This is a genomic window from Providencia sp. PROV188, assembly GCF_027595165.1.
Taxonomy (GTDB): Bacteria; Pseudomonadota; Gammaproteobacteria; order Enterobacterales; family Enterobacteriaceae; genus Providencia; species Providencia lanzhouensis.
This window is the reverse complement of sequence record NZ_CP097292.1, coordinates 82,179-100,769: the sequence shown is the minus strand read 5'-3', so window position 1 is coordinate 100,769 and position 18,591 is coordinate 82,179. Positions and strand designations below refer to the sequence as shown.

At 43.6% G+C, this 18,591-nt stretch carries 14 protein-coding genes and 1 pseudogene; 13 read left to right on the top strand and 2 right to left on the bottom strand.

All coding sequences use genetic code 11. The annotated features are described in order from the left end of the window. Positions 1-37: 37 nt before the first annotated feature. The 9 genes from M5X66_RS18295 (at position 38) to M5X66_RS18255 (ending at position 13,445) form a co-directional block, all read left to right on the top strand. The gene (locus M5X66_RS18295) at positions 38-535 is read left to right on the top strand and encodes a hypothetical protein (RefSeq protein WP_036954320.1); all 498 of its coding nucleotides are present in this window, start codon (positions 38-40) and stop codon (positions 533-535) included. Positions 536-622: 87 nt separating this feature from the next. Continuing rightward, positions 623-829, top strand: a complete 207-nt coding sequence (locus M5X66_RS18290; protein WP_036954316.1) for a TraR/DksA C4-type zinc finger protein — start codon at positions 623-625, stop codon at positions 827-829. 57 nt (positions 830-886) lie between these two features. Then, positions 887-1,279: a hypothetical protein gene (locus M5X66_RS18285; protein WP_036954313.1), complete on the top strand. Its 393-nt coding sequence runs from the start codon at positions 887-889 to the stop codon at positions 1,277-1,279. A 63-nt stretch (positions 1,280-1,342) separates the two neighbouring features. Further along, the gene (gene traD / locus M5X66_RS18280; RefSeq protein WP_051422742.1) at positions 1,343-3,583 is read left to right on the top strand and encodes a type IV conjugative transfer system coupling protein TraD; all 2,241 of its coding nucleotides are present in this window, start codon (positions 1,343-1,345) and stop codon (positions 3,581-3,583) included. Continuing rightward, on the top strand, positions 3,583-8,709 hold the full coding sequence (traI, locus tag M5X66_RS18275) for a conjugative transfer relaxase/helicase TraI (RefSeq protein ID WP_270104041.1): 5,127 nt from the start codon (positions 3,583-3,585) through the stop codon (positions 8,707-8,709). Before traD ends, traI begins: the two co-directional genes overlap by 1 nt. Positions 8,710-9,117: 408 nt before the next feature. Continuing rightward, positions 9,118-10,056 carry a RepA family replication protein gene (locus M5X66_RS18270; RefSeq protein ID WP_270104040.1) on the top strand — a complete coding sequence of 313 codons (939 nt, stop codon included), beginning with the start codon at positions 9,118-9,120 and terminating at the stop codon, positions 10,054-10,056. A gap of 706 nt (positions 10,057-10,762) precedes the next feature. Then, on the top strand, positions 10,763-11,332 hold the full coding sequence (locus tag M5X66_RS18265; protein WP_051422737.1) for a ProQ/FINO family protein: 570 nt from the start codon (positions 10,763-10,765) through the stop codon (positions 11,330-11,332). Next, complete coding sequence (locus M5X66_RS18260) at positions 11,329-11,949, top strand: DUF2913 family protein (protein ID WP_051422736.1); 621 nt, start codon at positions 11,329-11,331, stop codon at positions 11,947-11,949. The genes M5X66_RS18265 and M5X66_RS18260 overlap by 4 nt, the downstream gene beginning before the upstream one ends. Positions 11,950-12,497: 548 nt before the next feature. Then, positions 12,498-13,445 carry an Rpn family recombination-promoting nuclease/putative transposase gene (locus tag M5X66_RS18255; RefSeq protein ID WP_036954304.1) on the top strand — a complete coding sequence of 316 codons (948 nt, stop codon included), beginning with the start codon at positions 12,498-12,500 and terminating at the stop codon, positions 13,443-13,445. Positions 13,446-13,447: 2 nt separating this feature from the next. On the opposite strand, the gene M5X66_RS18820 is transcribed toward M5X66_RS18255, so the two are convergent. Both M5X66_RS18820 and M5X66_RS18245 read right to left on the bottom strand, forming a co-directional pair. Beyond that, positions 13,448-13,642 carry a hypothetical protein gene (locus M5X66_RS18820; RefSeq protein ID WP_036954300.1) on the bottom strand — a complete coding sequence of 65 codons (195 nt, stop codon included), beginning with the start codon at positions 13,640-13,642 and terminating at the stop codon, positions 13,448-13,450. An 83-nt stretch (positions 13,643-13,725) separates the two neighbouring features. Next, positions 13,726-14,931 (bottom strand): IS91 family transposase, encoded by a 1,206-nt coding sequence (locus tag M5X66_RS18245; protein ID WP_230086699.1) that lies wholly within the window; start codon positions 14,929-14,931, stop codon positions 13,726-13,728. An 85-nt stretch (positions 14,932-15,016) separates the two neighbouring features. Here M5X66_RS18245 and M5X66_RS18895 point away from each other — a divergent pair, with 85 nt between their 5' ends. The 4 genes and pseudogenes from M5X66_RS18895 (at position 15,017) to M5X66_RS18230 (ending at position 17,903) form a co-directional block, all read left to right on the top strand. Then, positions 15,017-15,298: a DUF6216 family protein gene (locus M5X66_RS18895; RefSeq protein WP_222859988.1), complete on the top strand. Its 282-nt coding sequence runs from the start codon at positions 15,017-15,019 to the stop codon at positions 15,296-15,298. Further along, positions 15,268-15,744 (top strand): DUF6216 family protein, encoded by a 477-nt coding sequence (locus tag M5X66_RS18240; protein WP_222859989.1) that lies wholly within the window; start codon positions 15,268-15,270, stop codon positions 15,742-15,744. Before M5X66_RS18895 ends, M5X66_RS18240 begins: the two co-directional genes overlap by 31 nt. Before the next feature lie 267 nt (positions 15,745-16,011). After that, positions 16,012-16,604: pseudogene (locus tag M5X66_RS18235) on the top strand (Fic/DOC family protein). A 573-nt stretch (positions 16,605-17,177) separates the two neighbouring features. After that, entirely contained in the window at positions 17,178-17,903 is a 726-nt protein-coding gene (locus M5X66_RS18230) for a tyrosine-type recombinase/integrase (protein WP_051420265.1), read from the top strand. Positions 17,904-18,591: the final 688 nt, after the last annotated feature.

Genomic DNA, 18,591 nt, shown 5'->3' with positions numbered 1-18,591 from the left:
ATGGGTAAAATTAAAATGTATTAAATAAGGAATTAATATGTTGAGAAATTTCTTTGTGATTGCATTAACTTTTGTTTCATTTTTTTCCTATTCGGAAGTTAATGTTATAGGGTTAACAATTAATCAGGATACCAAAAGAACGGTTTCCGAAAAATACACAATAAAAAACAATGAATCTCAGTGGAGATGGGATTTAATTCCAAGTGAAATATTGATTGATGAAATTAAAAAAGCTGATGTTTCATTTGATGGAGAGACTCTAAAAGGTGTGTGGTTAACATTACCTAAAGATAAATTTGGTTTTTTTTATGAAATCCTCCGAAGTAAATATCCATTAGATGATGAAAGTATACCATTTGTAGGTGATAAATATGCCATTTTTGAAAAAGATAATGTTCTTATTTGGATTCAAGCAAAGCATATGTCATTTGATATGAGTGTTGTATATATGGATAAAAAATTCAAAGAAAAACTAGATAAGGATATTAACGAAACAAAACAAAAACATAAAAATAAAGTTATGAACCAATTATAAAACTAACGCGCTTCGCTTGTTAACATTCCGTTCCCCCAAATAATGAATTTTTCAGGGGAACGGAACGTTTCTTCTCAAGAGGTTCCCATGGCTGATGAAATTGATATCTCTCAAGCTGAGAGTGATTTTTTGCTGTCTTTACGACTGAGTCAACGTGCTCAGTATCAAGGTCAAAGTGCTGAGGCCTGTATGGAATGTGGTGAGCGTATTCCACTTGCTCGACGAATTGCACTACCAGGTGTGAAACACTGTGTTGGCTGTATTGAACGACAAGAGCTGTCTCGCACAAAATAATCAATAATTGAATTAATCCTGCCTAAGTTATACATCGACTTATAATTTGAGGTTTATATGAAAAAAACAACACGGAATAAAGTAGGGGTTGCTTTATCTTTATTTTTGGCGACCCAATTTTCTTTTGCTTCCACGTTGAGTGGAAAAAATGACGGATCGTTATGTTATCTTGCTCAACGAGATGTGATAGTTGGCTGTAGCCAATATGTTGTTGGTTATCAAAATCCGAGTCAATCCAATCAAAAAAACGTGAGTCAATATTTAAATCACATGGGTATTCTCTCTCCTAATTTAGATGTCATTCTTAACGAACTCAATAAAATGGATTCAAAAAAGATAAGGGTCGATATTTCTGAATATATTAAAATGAACAATTTGAGTCGAGCGCAAGGGATCATATTTTGCGCGCTTAAATCTAAACAGTCAGTCGATGATATATTAATGCAATAAAATCGATTTATTCATCTCTTCTTATTTATTCTCTATTCGTTATTTCGACGGAGTATTCTTATTATGAGTTCAACCAAGCATATTACGCAGGGTGGGCAGGTCTTTAGCTATATGCTGGGCATGTTCATGCAAGTGAATAAGCGAATATCCTTTTGGCTTATTCTATTCTTCTTACTTATTTTCCCTGTTATTTTTTATTTTAAAGTTCCCATTCAAGAAATGAAAAATGGGGGATTATATTGGTGGCTCTATTTTATGTCTGGCGGGGAACAAGCCCTTTATCGTGTGCCACCTATTTATGACGTCAGTTTTGATGGACAACTCTATCGTTTTACCTCCGAGGCCATTCTCAAAGACGATTACATGATCTATGCCGGGAATATTGTCTTACAAGAATTGGGCTTATCTGTTTTATGGGCCATTATTTTCGTCATTGGTTTGGCGTTTATTGTCTACCGTTTTTTACATCGTTTGGGGCAGCGCCAAGCTCATAATGATGTTATCGGCGGGCGAACCCTGACCGACGATGTTAAAGCGGTCCGAAATATGCTGCATGCCCGACGCGAAGCTTCGCCGATCACGTTTGATGGATTACCACTGAAACTGAACAGTGAAGTGCAAAATATCTTAATGCACGGCACACCCGGTTCAGGAAAATCCAATGCCATTAATAAGCTGTTAATTCAACTGCGTAAACGCGGTGACATGGTGATTGTGTTTGATAAAGGTTGTTCGTTGGTCAAAAAGCACTACAACGAAAATATCGACAAATTGCTCAATCCCCTGGATGACCGCTGTGAAAATTGGGATCTGTGGCGTGAATGCTTAACGACACCCGATTTTGACAGTATGGCGAATACACTCATCCCTCAAAGCACCTCCGAAGATCCCTTCTGGACTGGGTCTGCGCGAACCATTTTTACCGCCGTCGCCGCTAAGTTAGGGGGGGATTCGAATCGCAGTTATAACAAATTATTACGGACTTTATTAGCCATTGATTTAAAAACGTTACGTGCGTATGTGGCAGGCACGGAAGCCAGTAACTTGATGGAAGAGAAGGTCGAGAAAACCGCCATTTCTATCCGAGGTGTGTTGACGAACTACGTCAAAGCCCTGCGCTACCTTCAAGGGATTGAACGTAATGGCAAACAACCGTTTGCTATCCGTGAGTGGATGAAAAGTGTTAATGAGAAAAAAGAACGTCACGGGTGGCTGTGGATCACCAGTAATGCCCGTCAACATGAATCCTTAAAACCGCTGATTTCCATGTGGTTAGCCCAAGCCGCTAACTGTCTATTAGAAATGGGGGAAAACCCAGAGCGGCGAGTGTGGTTCATTTATGACGAGCTGGCCTCTTTGCATAAGTTGCCGGAGTTACCGCAAGTATTGTCAGAGGCCCGTAAGTTTGGTGGGTGTTTTACGCTGGGTTTTCAGAATAAACCGCAGTTGGACTACACCTACGGTCGGGATTATGCCGATGCCATGATGGATTTGCTCAATACCCGTTTTTTCTTTCGTTCACCGGATGAAAGTGTCGCGAAATGGGTGCGAGATCAACTCGGGCAAGAGCGGATCAGGCGATTTAATGAGCAATACAGCTACGGCAAAGAGACGGTGCGGGATGGGGTCTCGTTCAGTAAACAACAAGAAGACAGTGACTTAGTTAACTACTCAGATGTTCAGTCTTTACCCGATCTGACGTGTTATTTGACATTACCCGGTCAATACCCCGTTGTCAGGCAAGCCATGAGTTATGAAAAAATTAAGCCAGTCGCCGCTGAATTTACTCCGCGTAACATCAATGACAGTTTAGACCAAGAAATTGAAACGGAAATTGAGTTGCGACTGAAGCACGACACTTTACCCGCCAATGTGGGACGTTTTATTGATGGTCTCATTAGCGGCAAACCCGTTGACATTCCTACCGAAGTGAGTGCTACCACGACGGTAGAAAATGCGGTGTTGAACGACAGGATGCCTGAAGAGCTTTTACCCGCCATGCCCTCAGTCTCAGACACGTCATCGCCCAAAGTGGACTCCAGCGAGACACAAACCGATCCATTGACCAATATAAATAGCACGAGTGGTAGAGAGGTGGTGATGGAGGGACTCACTGTGAATACTGAAACGGGTGAGGTTTTAGGTGCCGCCGTCGAATCAGAAGAAAACCCCCAAGACCTGTATGAAAGCTATACGCGCATGCGACAGGAAGAAAAGGAAATTTTGGGGGATCCCCATGTAAAAAATGTGAGTTCTTCACCTGATTTAGAGCGTGAACACGATAACGGTTGGGGGAAATGGTAATGATGACAGTTGCACCGATTGCCAATAATGCGGCAAATTATTATACCCATGAAGACAATTATTATTTCCTTGGCAACCTTGAAGCCCGTTGGATGGGCGAAGGTGCGAAATCGCTTGGACTGGAAGGCGAAGTTACTAAAGACCAACTGGGGGAAATCCTGGAGGGGCGCTTACCCAATGGCCAAAGTCTAGAGCGCAGGGAAAACGGTAAAAACGTCCACCGCGAAGGGCAAGATTTAACGTTTTCGGCACCCAAAAGTGTTTCTGTATTAGGGTTAGTGCTAGGTGATAAGCGCATGATTGACGCGCACAATCATGCGGTCGAGGTTGCCCTAAAGGAAGTGGAGAGCCTCGCGTCAACGCGGGTGATGGTTGAAGGCAAAACCTCGCTGGAAATGACCAAAAACTTGGTTATCGTGGCATTTAACCATGATACATCCCGCGAGCACGACCCTTTAGTCCATACGCATGCCCTTGTGATGAACATGACCAAACACAATGGCGAGTGGCGCACGTTATCCAGTGATACACAGCAAAAAAGCGGCTTCAGTGAGGCTGTTTATGCATTGCAAGTGTCATTAGGGCAAATCTACCGCCATGCTTTACGTGAGCGCGTAGAAAGCTTTGGTATGCAAACTCATGAAACAGGAAAAAATGGGTTATGGGAAATCGTGGGTGTGCCCGTTGTGCCTTTTTCTCAACGCCATGCTCAAATTATGGATGCGGTGGGGCATGAAGCCTCACTCAAATCCCGTGATGTAGCGGCGCTCGATACTCGTCAAGCTAAAACAACCCCTGAAAAAAGTGAGTTATTAACCGACTGGTTTGACCGCTTGGATAAAAATGGCTTTGGTCCTGAAGAACGTAAAAAGTTTTATGCCGACGCAGAGCAGCGCATGGCTAAAGGGGATACGGGTTCCATGCCTCGGGAGATCCTGCCGGATATCACACGCGCTGTCACCGATGCCATCGCGCTACTCAGTGATAAGCAGCTCAGTATGAACTACAGCCAAGTGCTCGCTAAATCGCTTGGGGGATTGGAAGCTCGTGCGGGCATGATAGCGCAGGTGCGTGAGGCTATCGATGTGGCGATTGAACAGCGTCAACTTATCCCACTGGATGAGAAAAAAGGACTATTTACCTCGTCTATTCATTTGATGGACGAGCTGAAGCTACAACAAATTGCTACCGACATGAAGCAACATAACCGTACCATCAGTTTTCAGGCGCGGACAGAAACCCTCGCACCAGTCATGGAAAAAGTGGCAGATACGTTACCCAGTATTGCAATTGTCGCTAGTCAAGGACTCGGTAAAGCGCAACGAGACGGGGTATTAGACGGTGTCACGATGGCTCAATCACAGGGGCGTGACGTAGCGGTGATGACCCTTGATACGACTAGTCGTCAAGCCTTTGCCAATGATAAGCGTTTTGCTTATGTGCCGAAAATGACCCTGAGTGACAGTCAACCGCTTAAACCCAACAGTACCTTGTTGGTTGCCAATGCGGAAAAACTGTCATTGAAATCCGCCTTATCCCTACTTGAAAGCGCCCAATCTGCCAATGTGCAAGTGCTCATGATGGACAGTGGTGGGCGCAAAGGCACGGGAAACGTATTGGCGACGTTGCAAGATGCAGGAGTGCCACGTTTTCAAGGTGAGGCTTCAGCTGTCTTAACGGTGAAAACGGCACATATTCCCGATAAAAATCATCGTTATGCGGCACTGGCGGCGGATTATGCACAGCTGCACAGTGACATGAAACCCGTGGTCGCACAGGTCAGTGGCGTTCGTGAGCAAAAAATTGTCACCGACACCGTTCGGCAAACGCTCACCGAGCACGGCATGCTCAGTGAAAAAACGGTGACGGTGACACAGCTTAAGCCCGTGTGGCTCGACAGCTATTCACGCAAGCAAATCGACAGCTACCGTGAAGGCATGGTGATGGAGCGTTGGAATGCGGACAAAAAAGAGGTTGAACGCTACACCATTGACCGTGTGACGCCTGAAACCCGTTCGGTCACGTTGCTCGATGACCAAGGGCAAAAACAGGTGATGAAGCCACAGCAATTTGATGGCCAATGGAGTGCCTATCAGCGCCAAACGATGGACATCAAGCAAGGCGAGCGGTTAACGATACTGGCGAAGCAAAATAAACTCTCTGCACGTGACGCTGTCACGGTTTCCGGTTTTATGCCAAACGCCATCATGATTAATTTCAATGGGAAAACGCATCGTATTGATGTACGGGAGGGTGTCAAAGCCGATTATGGTTATGTTACCGCCCCAGGGCAACAGGCTAACGATACAGGGACGGTGTTATTGGCCGCATCTGCACGGGATACACAGCCGACCTTACTCAATACGGCGGCACGCAGTGGTGAGCATATTACCGTGTATACGCCACTGGATAAGATGGAAACCGAGCGTCGTTTATCGCGTTCTCCAGTCTATCAGCAAGCGCGTCAATTGGTTGGAGTAGAGGGGCAGGATGCGAAAGCCATTGAGCAAGCCGCTGATAATGCGGCACACGCGCTATGGTCTAAACCCGAAAAAGCCTTGCAACAAGGGATGGGGCTAGCGCAAGAGAGCCAGGTTTTTTTCTCGCGTATCGATGCGATTGCCAAAGCGTTGCCGTTACACGCCTCGCTCGACAGTCAATCGGTGGGAAACGCTTTTGACCGCTTAGTTTCCCAAAAAGCCATCATCCCCGTGAGCAGTGGCAAGGGGGCAGCCCAACAACATTATGTGGCCGCCAGTACGTGGGAGATGGAAAAACAAATTCTCACAACGATTTTAGCGGGTAAAGGTACACAAACACCGTTGATGGCGTCTGTGCCAGAGGCGCAACTGGACGGATTAACCTCGGGACAAAAAGCGGCAACTGAGCTGATTTTAGGCAGTCGTGACCAATTTGTCGGCATCCAAGGCTATGCTGGGGTAGGGAAAACCACGCAATTTACTGCCGTTCTCAAGGCGTTGGATACCCTCCCAGCAGCACAGCGACCGGAAGTGATAGGTCTTGCGCCTACTCACCGTGCCGTTGGGGAAATGGCCGATGTTGGTGTGAAATCGCAAACCTTGCATGCCTTTTTGATGGATGCGAATCAACGCCAACAACAAGGCGAAACGCTCGATTTTAAAAATACGCTATTTTTAGTCGATGAAAGCTCTATGGTCGGCAACCGAAATTTAAGTGAAGTTTTGCAGATCATCGCGCATGGAGGGGGGCGAGGCGTGCTCAGTGGGGATACGGCCCAGCTATTATCGGTGGACAGTGGAACGCCCTTTGCGCTTGCGCAAGAACGCTCAGTCCTTGATACCGCCATTATGAAAGAAATTGTTCGGCAAAGACCCGAACTTCGTCCGACCATTGAAGCCATTATAGCAGGCAATATTCAAACTGCTATTGACACGATGAATCGGGTGACACCGGATGTGGTTTCCCGTCGAGCGGGGGCGGAATTACCCGAACAGTCGGTGATAAATTCAGGTGACAAGGTCATTACACATATTCTCGATGACTATCGCGGGCGAACGGCTGAAGCGCAAAAAGAGACACTGATTGTGGTGCAAACCAACCGTGATAAAGATGAACTTAATCGCGGTATTCATCAAATCCTAGTCGAACAAGGGCAACTGCAAGGCGGGAGAAACGTACCAATCTTGGTGCGTGAAAGCACCCGCACCGAAGCCTTGCTCTCAACGGTTGGGATGGCGGCACATGTCGGTAAGATTGCGCTGATTCAAGAGCAGTATTATCGGATTGCGGTGACGGAGACGGGAGTGAGTGAGGGGGTTGTGACCCTGGTTGATGAAGAAGGTAAAGGGCATTTACTCTCGGCTTTTGAAAGTAGCTTACGGGATATCGGTATTTACCGCCAAGAAAGCCGTCATATCGCGGTTGGCGAGAAAATTAGCTTTACCCGTACCGACAAAGAGCGCGGACGCGTGATGAACAGTGACTGGACGGTCAGTGAAGTCAGCGAAAATGGGAAAATCACGATCACCAAGGGCGATGAGTCACGCGAGCTTGACCCGAATAGGGCATTGACTGACCAACACGTGGATTACGGCTATGCCGGTACGGCTCATAAAGCGCAAGGGACCAGCAGTCAGTTTGTCATCGTCCTTGGTGGCGTGGCAGGAGACCGACGCTCTCTGGCGACCTTGCGCGATGCATACGTGGCGTTATCTCGTACGAAAGCGCATGTGCAAACCTACAGTGATGATTTGGATAAATGGACCAAAGCCATCGAGAACCCAGGGAACCGGCAGACGGCGCATGATGTGCTATTGGCTGAACAAGACCGCGCCGCCAAAGTCGGTAATCAACTGTTTGACCATGCGAAACCGCTTAATGAGACAGCGATTGGTCGTGCATTAAGCCGCCAAATGGGATTGGGTGACACCCATGAAGGGAAGTTTGTTTACCCGTCCACTAAGTATCCCGAACCGCATGTCGCGTGGCCGGCTTACGATGTCCACGGTAAAGCTCAAGGTACGATGTTACAAGCGATTGAACTTGACGGTGATAAATTGCAAGGACTTCGAGCTGAAGGGCGTTTACTGGGGAGCGAACAGGCACAATTTATCGTGGTGAAACCCAGTCAAAACGGGAAAACCGTGATTGTGAACAGTTTGGATTCAGCCTTTGGGGCGATGGCGCAACAACCCGAACAAGGTGTAGTCGTACAACTCTATCCCGATGAACGTTTACACACGGCCATGATTGAGAAAATCACGCAAGGGGAAGTGGATAACGCCTATGCGAATCCGAATGCCACGCAAACCGATAAAGCAAACAGTGACCCGAAATCCCTGCAAACCCCCGAGGAGCAGGCGATGGATAAAGCCTTAAAAGAGGCTGAAGCTGCCCTGCGTCAACAAACCAGTAGTGAGTCTAAAACCCCTGAGCTTAACGAGGAGGAATTGAAACTGGTGATGGCTCAAGAGCGTGACAGCTTACTCAAAGGCGAACATGACTTCATGGAGGCGAAAGAGCGTGTCATTGAAAAGGCTGTACAGTTTGAGCGCCAACATCAGCAACAACAACGAGAGGCATTGCGTCAGCAAGAGCGTGAAATCGTGATGGAAAAATCTCGTGATCGTGAGTTTGGTGATTAAGTCTCTGTTATTTCTGTTTTAACCCGCATTGTCGGCGATTTCCGCCAGTTTCTTTTAGTTTTCTCTCGCGTCGAACCTCAAGTTTTATCATAAATTATTGTGAATAAATCGCGTCTTGACGTGAAGACGTTGCTTGGATGCGCATAGAATGCTAGATTAGCCGACAATTGATGTGGATTTTGTGGTCGCCACGCCGAAAGGTGGCAAGAGATGGGATGTAACACACAAAAATGTGCTGTGAACCCAAATAGAAAACCCCTGTAATCTTCTTCATTCTTGGCGGGACGAAAAGATTATCAGGGGTCATCAGAGTAATTCCGCAAGGGGTATGTTGTACTCCTTGAGGGGAGTATAGAATTATGCGCAACAAAATTCAACTCCTTCCGTACAACATAAGTGCGGAGAAACATGAATAATGCTACCTCAAATTCGGCAGTCCCTTGTTCCGTCGGTAAAATTCATCGGCATTATGCACCCAAATTTTTAGGGCAATTACCGAAATTAGTGCCGGTGCGTCGCTTTGCAGCCGCGTTAAAATGCCACGACTGGAACCGAAACCCCCATATTTACCAACTGCGTTATAGTCGAAAGCAGCGGATATCCGTGCGTTCAGAGCGTCGGGAAACCTTTGACGCGTTAGCGATGGCCATGATTGCCTATGCCGATTATAACCCTGAAAGCGACGCGCTGTTTGAAGTGATGTGCTCCGTGGAGAAGTTAGCGGAATTGTGCGGTCAACTGTATCGCTATGACAGTGGTCGTAAAAGTTACGATCCGATATTGCATGCGCTGCGTGACTGGGAACACGCTAACCTCATTGTGATTGACCGCGATTTTGATATCGAGGCCAAACAATACAAAGCGATGCGCATTTGGATTCGTCCGGAGTTTTTCCATGGACTCGGGTTTTCTGCATCGGAACTGCGCGAAGTCGTATCCAGCTTTAGCCGCTGGATGGAAAAACAGGGATTAAAAGAGAGCTACCAAAAACGCTACGCCCAACATGTTTTGCGGCTTGCCCGCGCGAACGTGGTGTCACTCGACACTAAGCATAAACTTCGCAACCTGCTCAACAAGCTCAAAACGCTCGTGGTTGGGAAAGATGAAGCGCTCAAACAAGAGAAGAAACATTTAGCCAAAGCCCTAAAGGAAAAGAAAGCGTTAGCCAAAAGTTTGGAAGCGCCAGAAAGCGCCGAACATGCTGCATGGCGTCGTTTCGAATCATGGAAGGTGACGCAGCCTATTGCGGCGGTCATGGCCTTTGAGCGGAAAATGAAAGCCTTGTATCCAAGTATTCAAGGGCAGGCTATCTATCTGCATTACTTGGAACACCTGCCGGACTCCTAATTCACCCCTTTAAATTTACCGCCTTGACTGGCGGTGGTCTCGTTCGCCCCAAATCTGTAGAGCTTGTTTTTTGAACAGAAAATTCGTTGATTCAATCTCTGCATTCATCTCAACGATGATAGCTCGACTATTTTTGTGTGATATTTACCCTATTAACTTCGAATGCATTTATTCTCTGCAATTAACTTCGAATCAGTTTGGTGTTTTATCGTTAAATTCGTTTTTAGATTCTGAACTAAACGTCCTTTTAAATAAAAGGAGTTGCGGCTCTGCTTTTTCAAGCCGCACACTCTAAAGAGACAAACCCAATAAAGCCTTCGCTTACACGCCATACATGGCGGTCGCTCAGATAATGGTGTCAGCATAGTGCCATTGCCCCCGTAAAGCTGGCCTATGGCCACCTTAACGCGCAGCTACAGCCGTTCATCGAGGCTACGCCTCTCGCCCGTCTCACTGCGTTTTCCAAAGGGTCAAATAAACAAAATAACGGTGTTAATTTTAATTGGCTCAACCAGGACGAGGGGCGGATTGGGGCATTAAACAGTGCGTAACCGCTAACGCGGGTCTCGACGGCCCTGACCTTAATCTGTTCTCTGTCACTCTATTTGCCGTCTACAGCCCTTCGGGCTGGGTGATTTTGGTGAAATTTCATGATAATCTGCTAGTAATACATTGATGATAAAAGCGATTTTGGTGTGAGGTTGAAATGGAACGCAAAACACTGACGTTAAAACGTCCGACGATAGAAAAAGAGTCGGAAAGTACTGAACTGGTTATTCAACGTCGCCGTAAACAGGTCGTGGTCAATACACAGCGTAAACCCCATAAACCCGCCAAAACAGTGCAACCGCAACCGTCTAAAAAAGTGCCCCCTCCGCCGGCGAAAAAACAGAAAGCGGTTGTCATCCGGTTAGAAAAAAAAGTGATCCCGCCGACGCCGCCAAAAAAACATCTCCCTTTAGAGGAAGCTATTTCGAATCTCTCAGCCTATTGGCCACAGCTTTTTCCCAATGGACAACTTCGACCGATGGCGGTTGGCACACGTGAAGCCTTATTTGCGGATAAAAAAGCTCGTGAGTTGCCGATTTCAACTAAAAAGCTGAAACGCAGCCTTGCGACCATTAGCCACAGTGTGAAATACCGCACCACGATTATGCCTGGCGCGGCACGTTATGATAAAGACGGTCAACCGAATGGCACTGTCACCGAGTTGGATGTCGCCGATACGTTGAAACGTATTCAAAAACTGGCTAAACAACAATCACGAATCGTATGACCAAGACTTCTAATTCCCCGATTACCGTTGAAGAAAAGAATCGTTGGCTGGGTAAATTAGCCTTTGCCGCTTTAGTCGCGCTTAAACTGGCCCAATGGGATGGAAAAGCGGCTCGAAACGCCCAATCTGAAAATCTTTTTCTGCTTCGTTGGCTACAAACAGCCCTGAAACAAAAACGGTTTCATCGCTGTGTCGTCCATGATTTTGAATGGCTTATCAACCTTGGTCAACAACGGTTAATGACCTCAAAACTGAAATCGCGGTTAGAATATCTGTGGCGTTCGTGTTGTTGTGATATTGCCTGCCAAAGTGATTTATTTCGCTTAACCTACGCGACTGAGCTGCTCAAAGATTTAGGGTGGAATAGTGTAGTACTCAGTGATGACCGTTGGCAAAAACTGATCACGAAAAAACCGATGCTAACCGGAACCACCACCTTCTATGTCACTCAGACTGCCTTAACCGCAGGGTTTAGTGATGATGGAAAACAGGTTAACTCGGTGAATTTTTGGGTGCTGGGTGATAAAGAACAATTTAGCGAGGTCATCAAACAACACCATCTTTGCGGCCAGTTCGATGAAAATTTACCACACTATACGTTGTTGCTATCTCGGTAGAAAATGAATGTTAGCTCCGATAATGTACATCCGTCAGAGGAGTTAAGTGTGTTTATTATTTTGATGACGACGCAAGTTATTGTGTTTTGCTTGATGTTATTTGTGTATCTGCATTCACGTCTTCATGGCGGGTCGGATAAATATCTAAACACGTTGGTCTTTTGTTTTATTTTATTAACCGTGACACTGATTATCATGCAATCGCCAGCTCCCCGATTATGGAATGAAATGTAAAGCCAGTCTGCTGAATGGTTTATCACTTAGACATGAATAAGTGTCAATTTTGTTGAATCACCTGACCGTTTGGTGAATAAGGTTAACATTTTACGTGATTTGATTGACATGATGACCTGGACGAAAAGGAATGTGATTTATTATTTATCGTCCATGAACTTACTAATTCATTGAAATCGTATGATTAAATTCATTAAATGTATGGGCGAAAAGGCAAATTGGGCTTAACGTGAACATTGAGCGTCGAAAAACGGACTGAAAATCGATTCTGCGTTATGATGTACAGTCTTTAGTGAGGAGTGAGTGATAGAATAATGAAACCTAAGCACACGCCGACGGCACATGATGCGGCTTTTAAAGGGTTTATGACGCAGGTTGACAGCGCAAAAGATTTTTTTGACATTCATCTGCCTGAGCATATTAAAGCGTTATGCGATTTCAGTACGCTGGCACTCACAAATTCCTCGTTTATAGACAAACAGCTGCGATCTCGATTATCCGATGTGCTCTATTCGGTGCAAACCACCGAAGGTGAAGGGTATATTTACCTTCTCGTCGAGCACCAGTCGACGCCCGATAAACTAATGGCCTGGAGACTTATGCACTATGCTTTCTTAGCCATGAACCAACATCTTCAGCAAGGGCATAAAACGTTACCGTTAGTAGTGCCGGTGCTGTTTTATCATGGTGGTCGTTCACCCTACCCCTATTCTCAATTGTGGACCGATTGCTTTCCGTTACCAGATATGGCCAATGAATTGTATACCCAACCTTTCCCGTTGGTTGATGTGACGGTGATTGATGATAATGAGTTGGTCAATCATCGTAAAGTGGCCGTGATGGAGCTGGCGATGAAGCACAAATATTTGCGGGATGAATTTGATAAGGTTATCCCCCTATTGGCACAAGCGCTCAATCAACAGTATAATGATGATAACGACATCGTCACTATCCTCAATTATCTGTTCATTGCACTGGACTCCCCCAACTTTGAACATATTGTCCAGCAATTGAGTGAACAGGCAGATAAGCATCAGGAGGTTATTGTGAATATAGCACAACGCTTACAAGATAAAGGCCGTCAAGAAGGCCTGCAGCAAGGCATTGAGCTTGGTATCGAGAAAGGTAGAGAAGAAGAACGACTGCTTGCACATCAGCGTCAACTGGATATGGCGCGTAACTTGCTCAAGAACGGTGTTAGCCTTGATCTTATCATTGAGAGTACCGGTTTAAGCCGCGAAGAGCTCATTTCCCTGCAGTAGTCTCACCCTATTTCCTTTGTCATTTTTGTGCTTAACGCAAACGTCGCTAGCTCAATGAGTTTAGCGATGTTTTGCGCTTTTTCATAACGTTTGTAACTTCGCACGCTCACGCCTAGTTCTTCAGCCGCACGTTCATGGTTAGGAGACTGAATGTCACTTTTGCCTAACCATTGCCCGCTATGCAGATGACAGATCATCTATTTTATCGATAAGTTATTCCCTGTATTTTCATTATTTGGATGTTTAGTATACGATTAACTGAATTTTAAGCGGAACATCCCTATGCCGCTTGTTGTAACCATCGCTCAGTTTTAAATTGTTGACGACGCATGTCTAATAACGCTTCGGCTCGAAGCCCCGCCTCTGCACAATTAAAAACCATTCGGCTCCCACACAACACACATTGGTATGGATCCACATTCGTAAATTGCTTCATCAGTGATGCAAAGCCCGGTTTTTGTGGCTTAGCTTTCACTATCATCCCCTGCGCTTCATACACTTTCGGTAATAAAGCCCCCCGCTTTCGATAGGCCAGAAAGCCGTAATATCGGACCATTTTAAAATGGCGAGACTGGATATGACTGATATAACGCCATAGCATCTCTTCCTGACTCAGTCGTTGTGTGCGATGGCGCCCAGTTCGGTGGTCAAAATAATGATGAACGACCGCCCCCCGGTGTAATGACGTAATTTTGAAGCGGCTATCGGCGGTCGTTTCAGGTAACGGCCAAGATAATTGACGTTTTGGCGGGGGTTTCGAGTTTTTTTTAGCGAAGTGAATTTTCCAGCGTCGCTGGTACTGAGCTTCAATAAATTGGCACCATTCGCGGTAATCACGGATGTGCTCGAAGCCAGTCATTGGTAAATTCAATGTTGCGTAGTTTTCCCGTAATAAGGTAATGATGGCCTGACGCCAGTAACGCTCAACGATTTTCTTTTTGAAGAAAATGGGGCGCCAGATGCCGTGTTTGAGGCAGAGTCCCCCGCGAGTCACCGATAAATGAATGTGAGGATGTTGGTTGAGTTGACGACCGTAAGTATGAAGGGCGACAAACAAGCCGATTTCGATACCGAGTTTTTTTGCCCATTTCAACAGGGTATTGGCGGCGCAGGCGAAAAGTTGGTTGAGTAGTGGCCAGTTGTTGGTAAAAGCCGGCCAGAGTTTGTCGGGCATGGTGAAGGTAATATGTTGCCATTCACAGTCGGGGAGAATGTGTTGTTGCTCGGCAATCCATTGTTCTGTGGCCTTCATGCCACAGGCACTACATCCTTTACTTTTGCAGCTTTGGCAGAAATATTTTGTATGAGAGCAGGCAGGCGAAGCGCAACAATAACGGTGAACGCCCATAGCCCCTGTCCCGCAAGCGAGCATCCGTTCGATGACGAGCTTAGTCCACTCGGGAACGGCATGACCGTTTTTAATGAGTAATTGATCCCAGCCATCATCAATCTGAAAGAGAAGTTTTGCGGGTCGTGGTATGTGCATTGAGGGATTATAGCGAGTGAAGTTGTTTGAATAAAGTGCTACTGTGACAGAGTCTTAGCTCCCGCCATAGGCGGGCAACTGTTCTATTTGGTTTATAAAAAACAAAGCAAAATCAGGTTTTTCGATATCAGATAGATTTTTTAGATTTTGGACTGGACATAACGTTGAAAGTAATGATGATTTATTATCTGATATAAAAGAAGTTGAAAAATTCAATTATGATTATAATATGAATGCAATATCGAAAAGGCAAAAATATAAATTTGAATCGTGGGTTAAAATATATGAATTAGACTTTAAAGTTATTTCAAAGCTAAGGTTTTGTTTTTCTATTGAATATCTAAAGGTAAAAAAATACACATTCTGATCCCATTCAGTATATTTTTTCTATTAATTATAATAGCGTTTTTTTCTACGAGCACTACAATAGCAGTAAAACCAGCTGGGTTGATCAAGTTTGATGACACTGGGTGCTTTTGGTTTAATAGCCATGAGGCGGTAGAATATAATTTTATCAAAAATGATGCTAAGGATTGGCACATTACCAAAGAACAATGTGATAAAGATGAATTTTCAGTGAGGTTTTCAAAAAAATCAGTAGATTTAGTTTTTGATGCTTTTAATGATAAGGCTTCTATAGATTACATTAATAATTTAATAAAAAAACAAAGATGGTTTTTTGGTTTTATCAGTGCATTTTTATCTTTAGTACTCTTTTATTTATTTTCAAAAATAATTACAATATTAATAAGTTATGATGCAAGAAAAATGATTTATTTGAAAATGAATAAATATAGAAAAAATAGAAATTAAATTATCTATAATTATTCTTAATGAAAAATATAGGGCGAAAGATTTTCTAGGGTTAGAGATAAAGCGATGACTATTTTATGTTATACTTACTTTATCTTATAATTCTAAGGAATATTTTGAAGAGGTGAGCGATGAGAACGACGACATTTGTGACTAAAGCTAAGTTTTCTACGTCTTTGGAAAACTATCGAGTGAGCCTTTCATATGAAGGTATTGTTTTGAAAAATAAGGAAAAAAAACTTTCCATTTCAGAGCTAAAACGCAAATATGCGCGATAAATATGGCATAGGCCAGGATTCCTATTGTTATCTTGGCACAGATATTCTTATCAATGTTCTAAATATACAAGATATAGAGCTTCTTGAAGAAGCTGAAATTGCTTTTACAACTGCGCGATTCCTTTCATATCAAAGTGAACTATCGCTCCTTTCACAATTCGATTTTTCTCATTTAAAGTTTTTGCATTTTTATCTCTTTCAAGACCTATATGCGTGGGCAGGTAAGGTTAGGGATATCGATATTTCAAAGGGTAATACCCGTTTTTGTACTTTTTCAAGAATTGAACCTGAAGCAATAAAGCTTTTTAATACCATCCCAAATTTAGAATGCCATTCAAATCTTGCTGATTTAATTAAAGATTTAGCCCATTTATTTTGTGAGCTTAATCTACTTCATCCTTTTCGAGAAAGAAATGGGCGGACATTACGTTTCTTTTTTGAAGAAATGCTTTTTGTTTAGGCTATGACATAAAGTGGTCTGCCATTTCTCAACAGCACTGGATAGATGCAAATATTGCGGGTGTTTATCTTGATCTTAAGCCATTGATTGCGATTTTTACTTCGGCGGTAAATCCTCGGTAGCGATATCAATCGTTCTTTCATGTTTTTCCTGTCAATCATCTCAACCGGTCTTTTTCTTCGACTACAATCAGGCTGTTCACAAGTTAACACCTCAATTTCTTCAAAAGAAGTCTTACATAGCTAAATCTTCCTATAATCGATTTTAAGCCATTTTTGCCATTATTTAATGAAATACATTAGAGGTGGTTAGATATCCTCTCTTAATAAGTCCTGTGAAGTCTATTTTTTAATCAATTATTCGTATTTTTTATTATTGCGCTTTACCGTCATTCTCCGCAAATAACGTGTTTCGCATATTTTCCCTTATTTAGTGTAATCGTTGTAAGGATCTTCACTATATCTTGTTTATTTGAATGGGCGATATTTTCCATGTTGTGTAACTTATTGCGGTTTAAGGGAAAAAAGACAATAATACCTAAATTCAGCAGAGGCAAAAATCGGCCCAAAAGATGAAAGGATCTGATGAGCGTCAGGCGCGAGTGCGCGATCTTTTGTTACCGCGTCTCATTTGGTTTTAATGGGTGATAATATTAATTGTAATTATTAGAGTGGTGATTATTAAGGTGATGTATTATGTCTGCTTTTTTTCCTGTCAGTCCTGAAAGTGGTAAATCAATTTTGCAGCGCCAATCTCAAGCCCTTTTACAAAAGGGGCATTTAGAGCGTGCGCGGCAATTACGAAATTTGGCGATTGCGGCAGAGCTCGATTGCCCTAAATATTTATTGGCACCAGAAATCAATCAACTGTTGCAATTTATTCCGGATCTGCATCAGCGTACGTTAATTGAGACTTTATGGAATACGGGAGCGCGCATTCATGAAGCATTGGCATTGACGAAAGGGGATTTTTATCTTGATGAGGACACGCCATTTGTGGTGTTACGTACGTTAAAACAACGTGAACCCAAAAATATCATTACAAAAAATAAAGTCAAACCACGAGCTAAACGCGTGGTGGCTTTGTTTGATCCCGACTATGTGCAGTTAATGAAAAGCTATTTTGCGACGATGAGGTTAAAAAACCAAAGCCAGATTTGGCCGATCCAAAGTGATAATACGGTTCGTAATTGGTTGCGCGCTGCGGTTGAGCAGGCGGAAGCCAAGGGGATTTCGTATGTTGTTGAGCCGATCACGTGCAAAACCTTTCGACACAGTTTTGCTATGCACCTTATTTTTAATGGGGTCCCCCTTAAAGTTATTCAGGCGTATTTGGGGCATAAAAAATCCAGCTCAACGGATGTTTACACCAAAATTTTCACCTTGGATGCAATGCTGCATTTTGATATTTCATTTAGGTAGATAAGATCAAGAAGACGTTAAGTGTTTATCATGATGGTGATTTCAAGTTGAAATTAATCCATGTTTAATCATTAACCTCTTTTAATTCAGTTGGTTACTGAATTTATTAAATGGTGAAATTACTGATGTCATGTGTCCGTTTTTAGTTTAACTGTCTTCTATCTTCTATCTTCTATCTTCTATCTTCTATCTTCTATCTTCTATCTTCTATCTTCTATCTTCTATCTTCTCTCGGTCCTCCTGTGACCTGATCATATTCTTCTCAGCGTTTATCCGGTTTTTGGGAGTATTACTATTACGCGCCTATTTTGTGACAAGGATGCCTATATTCCATTTTTATCTGAATTTATTTTTTAGTGACAACAAAAATTAATTTTGTTAAACGGAGGGGAGGAGAGGGGAGCGAATGATTCATCGAGATGTGCGGTGGCTAGTCTCAATATTACAGTATGTCAATTTTTTTAGAACCATTTTTTTTTACTTTAGATTTCCTGAAAAGAGATAACCTACCTGTTAAAATAAAAAAATATATTTATTCTCGTCATGAAATGCCTTTCTCTGCGTGACTTCTTATTCATCAATAGATATTAATATAATTATTTGCCTATTGTTTTTTAAGGTAGAATAATCGAAAAGAAAACATTTAATCTTTCAATTGACTGATGATTATTTCATTCTTAAATATTGG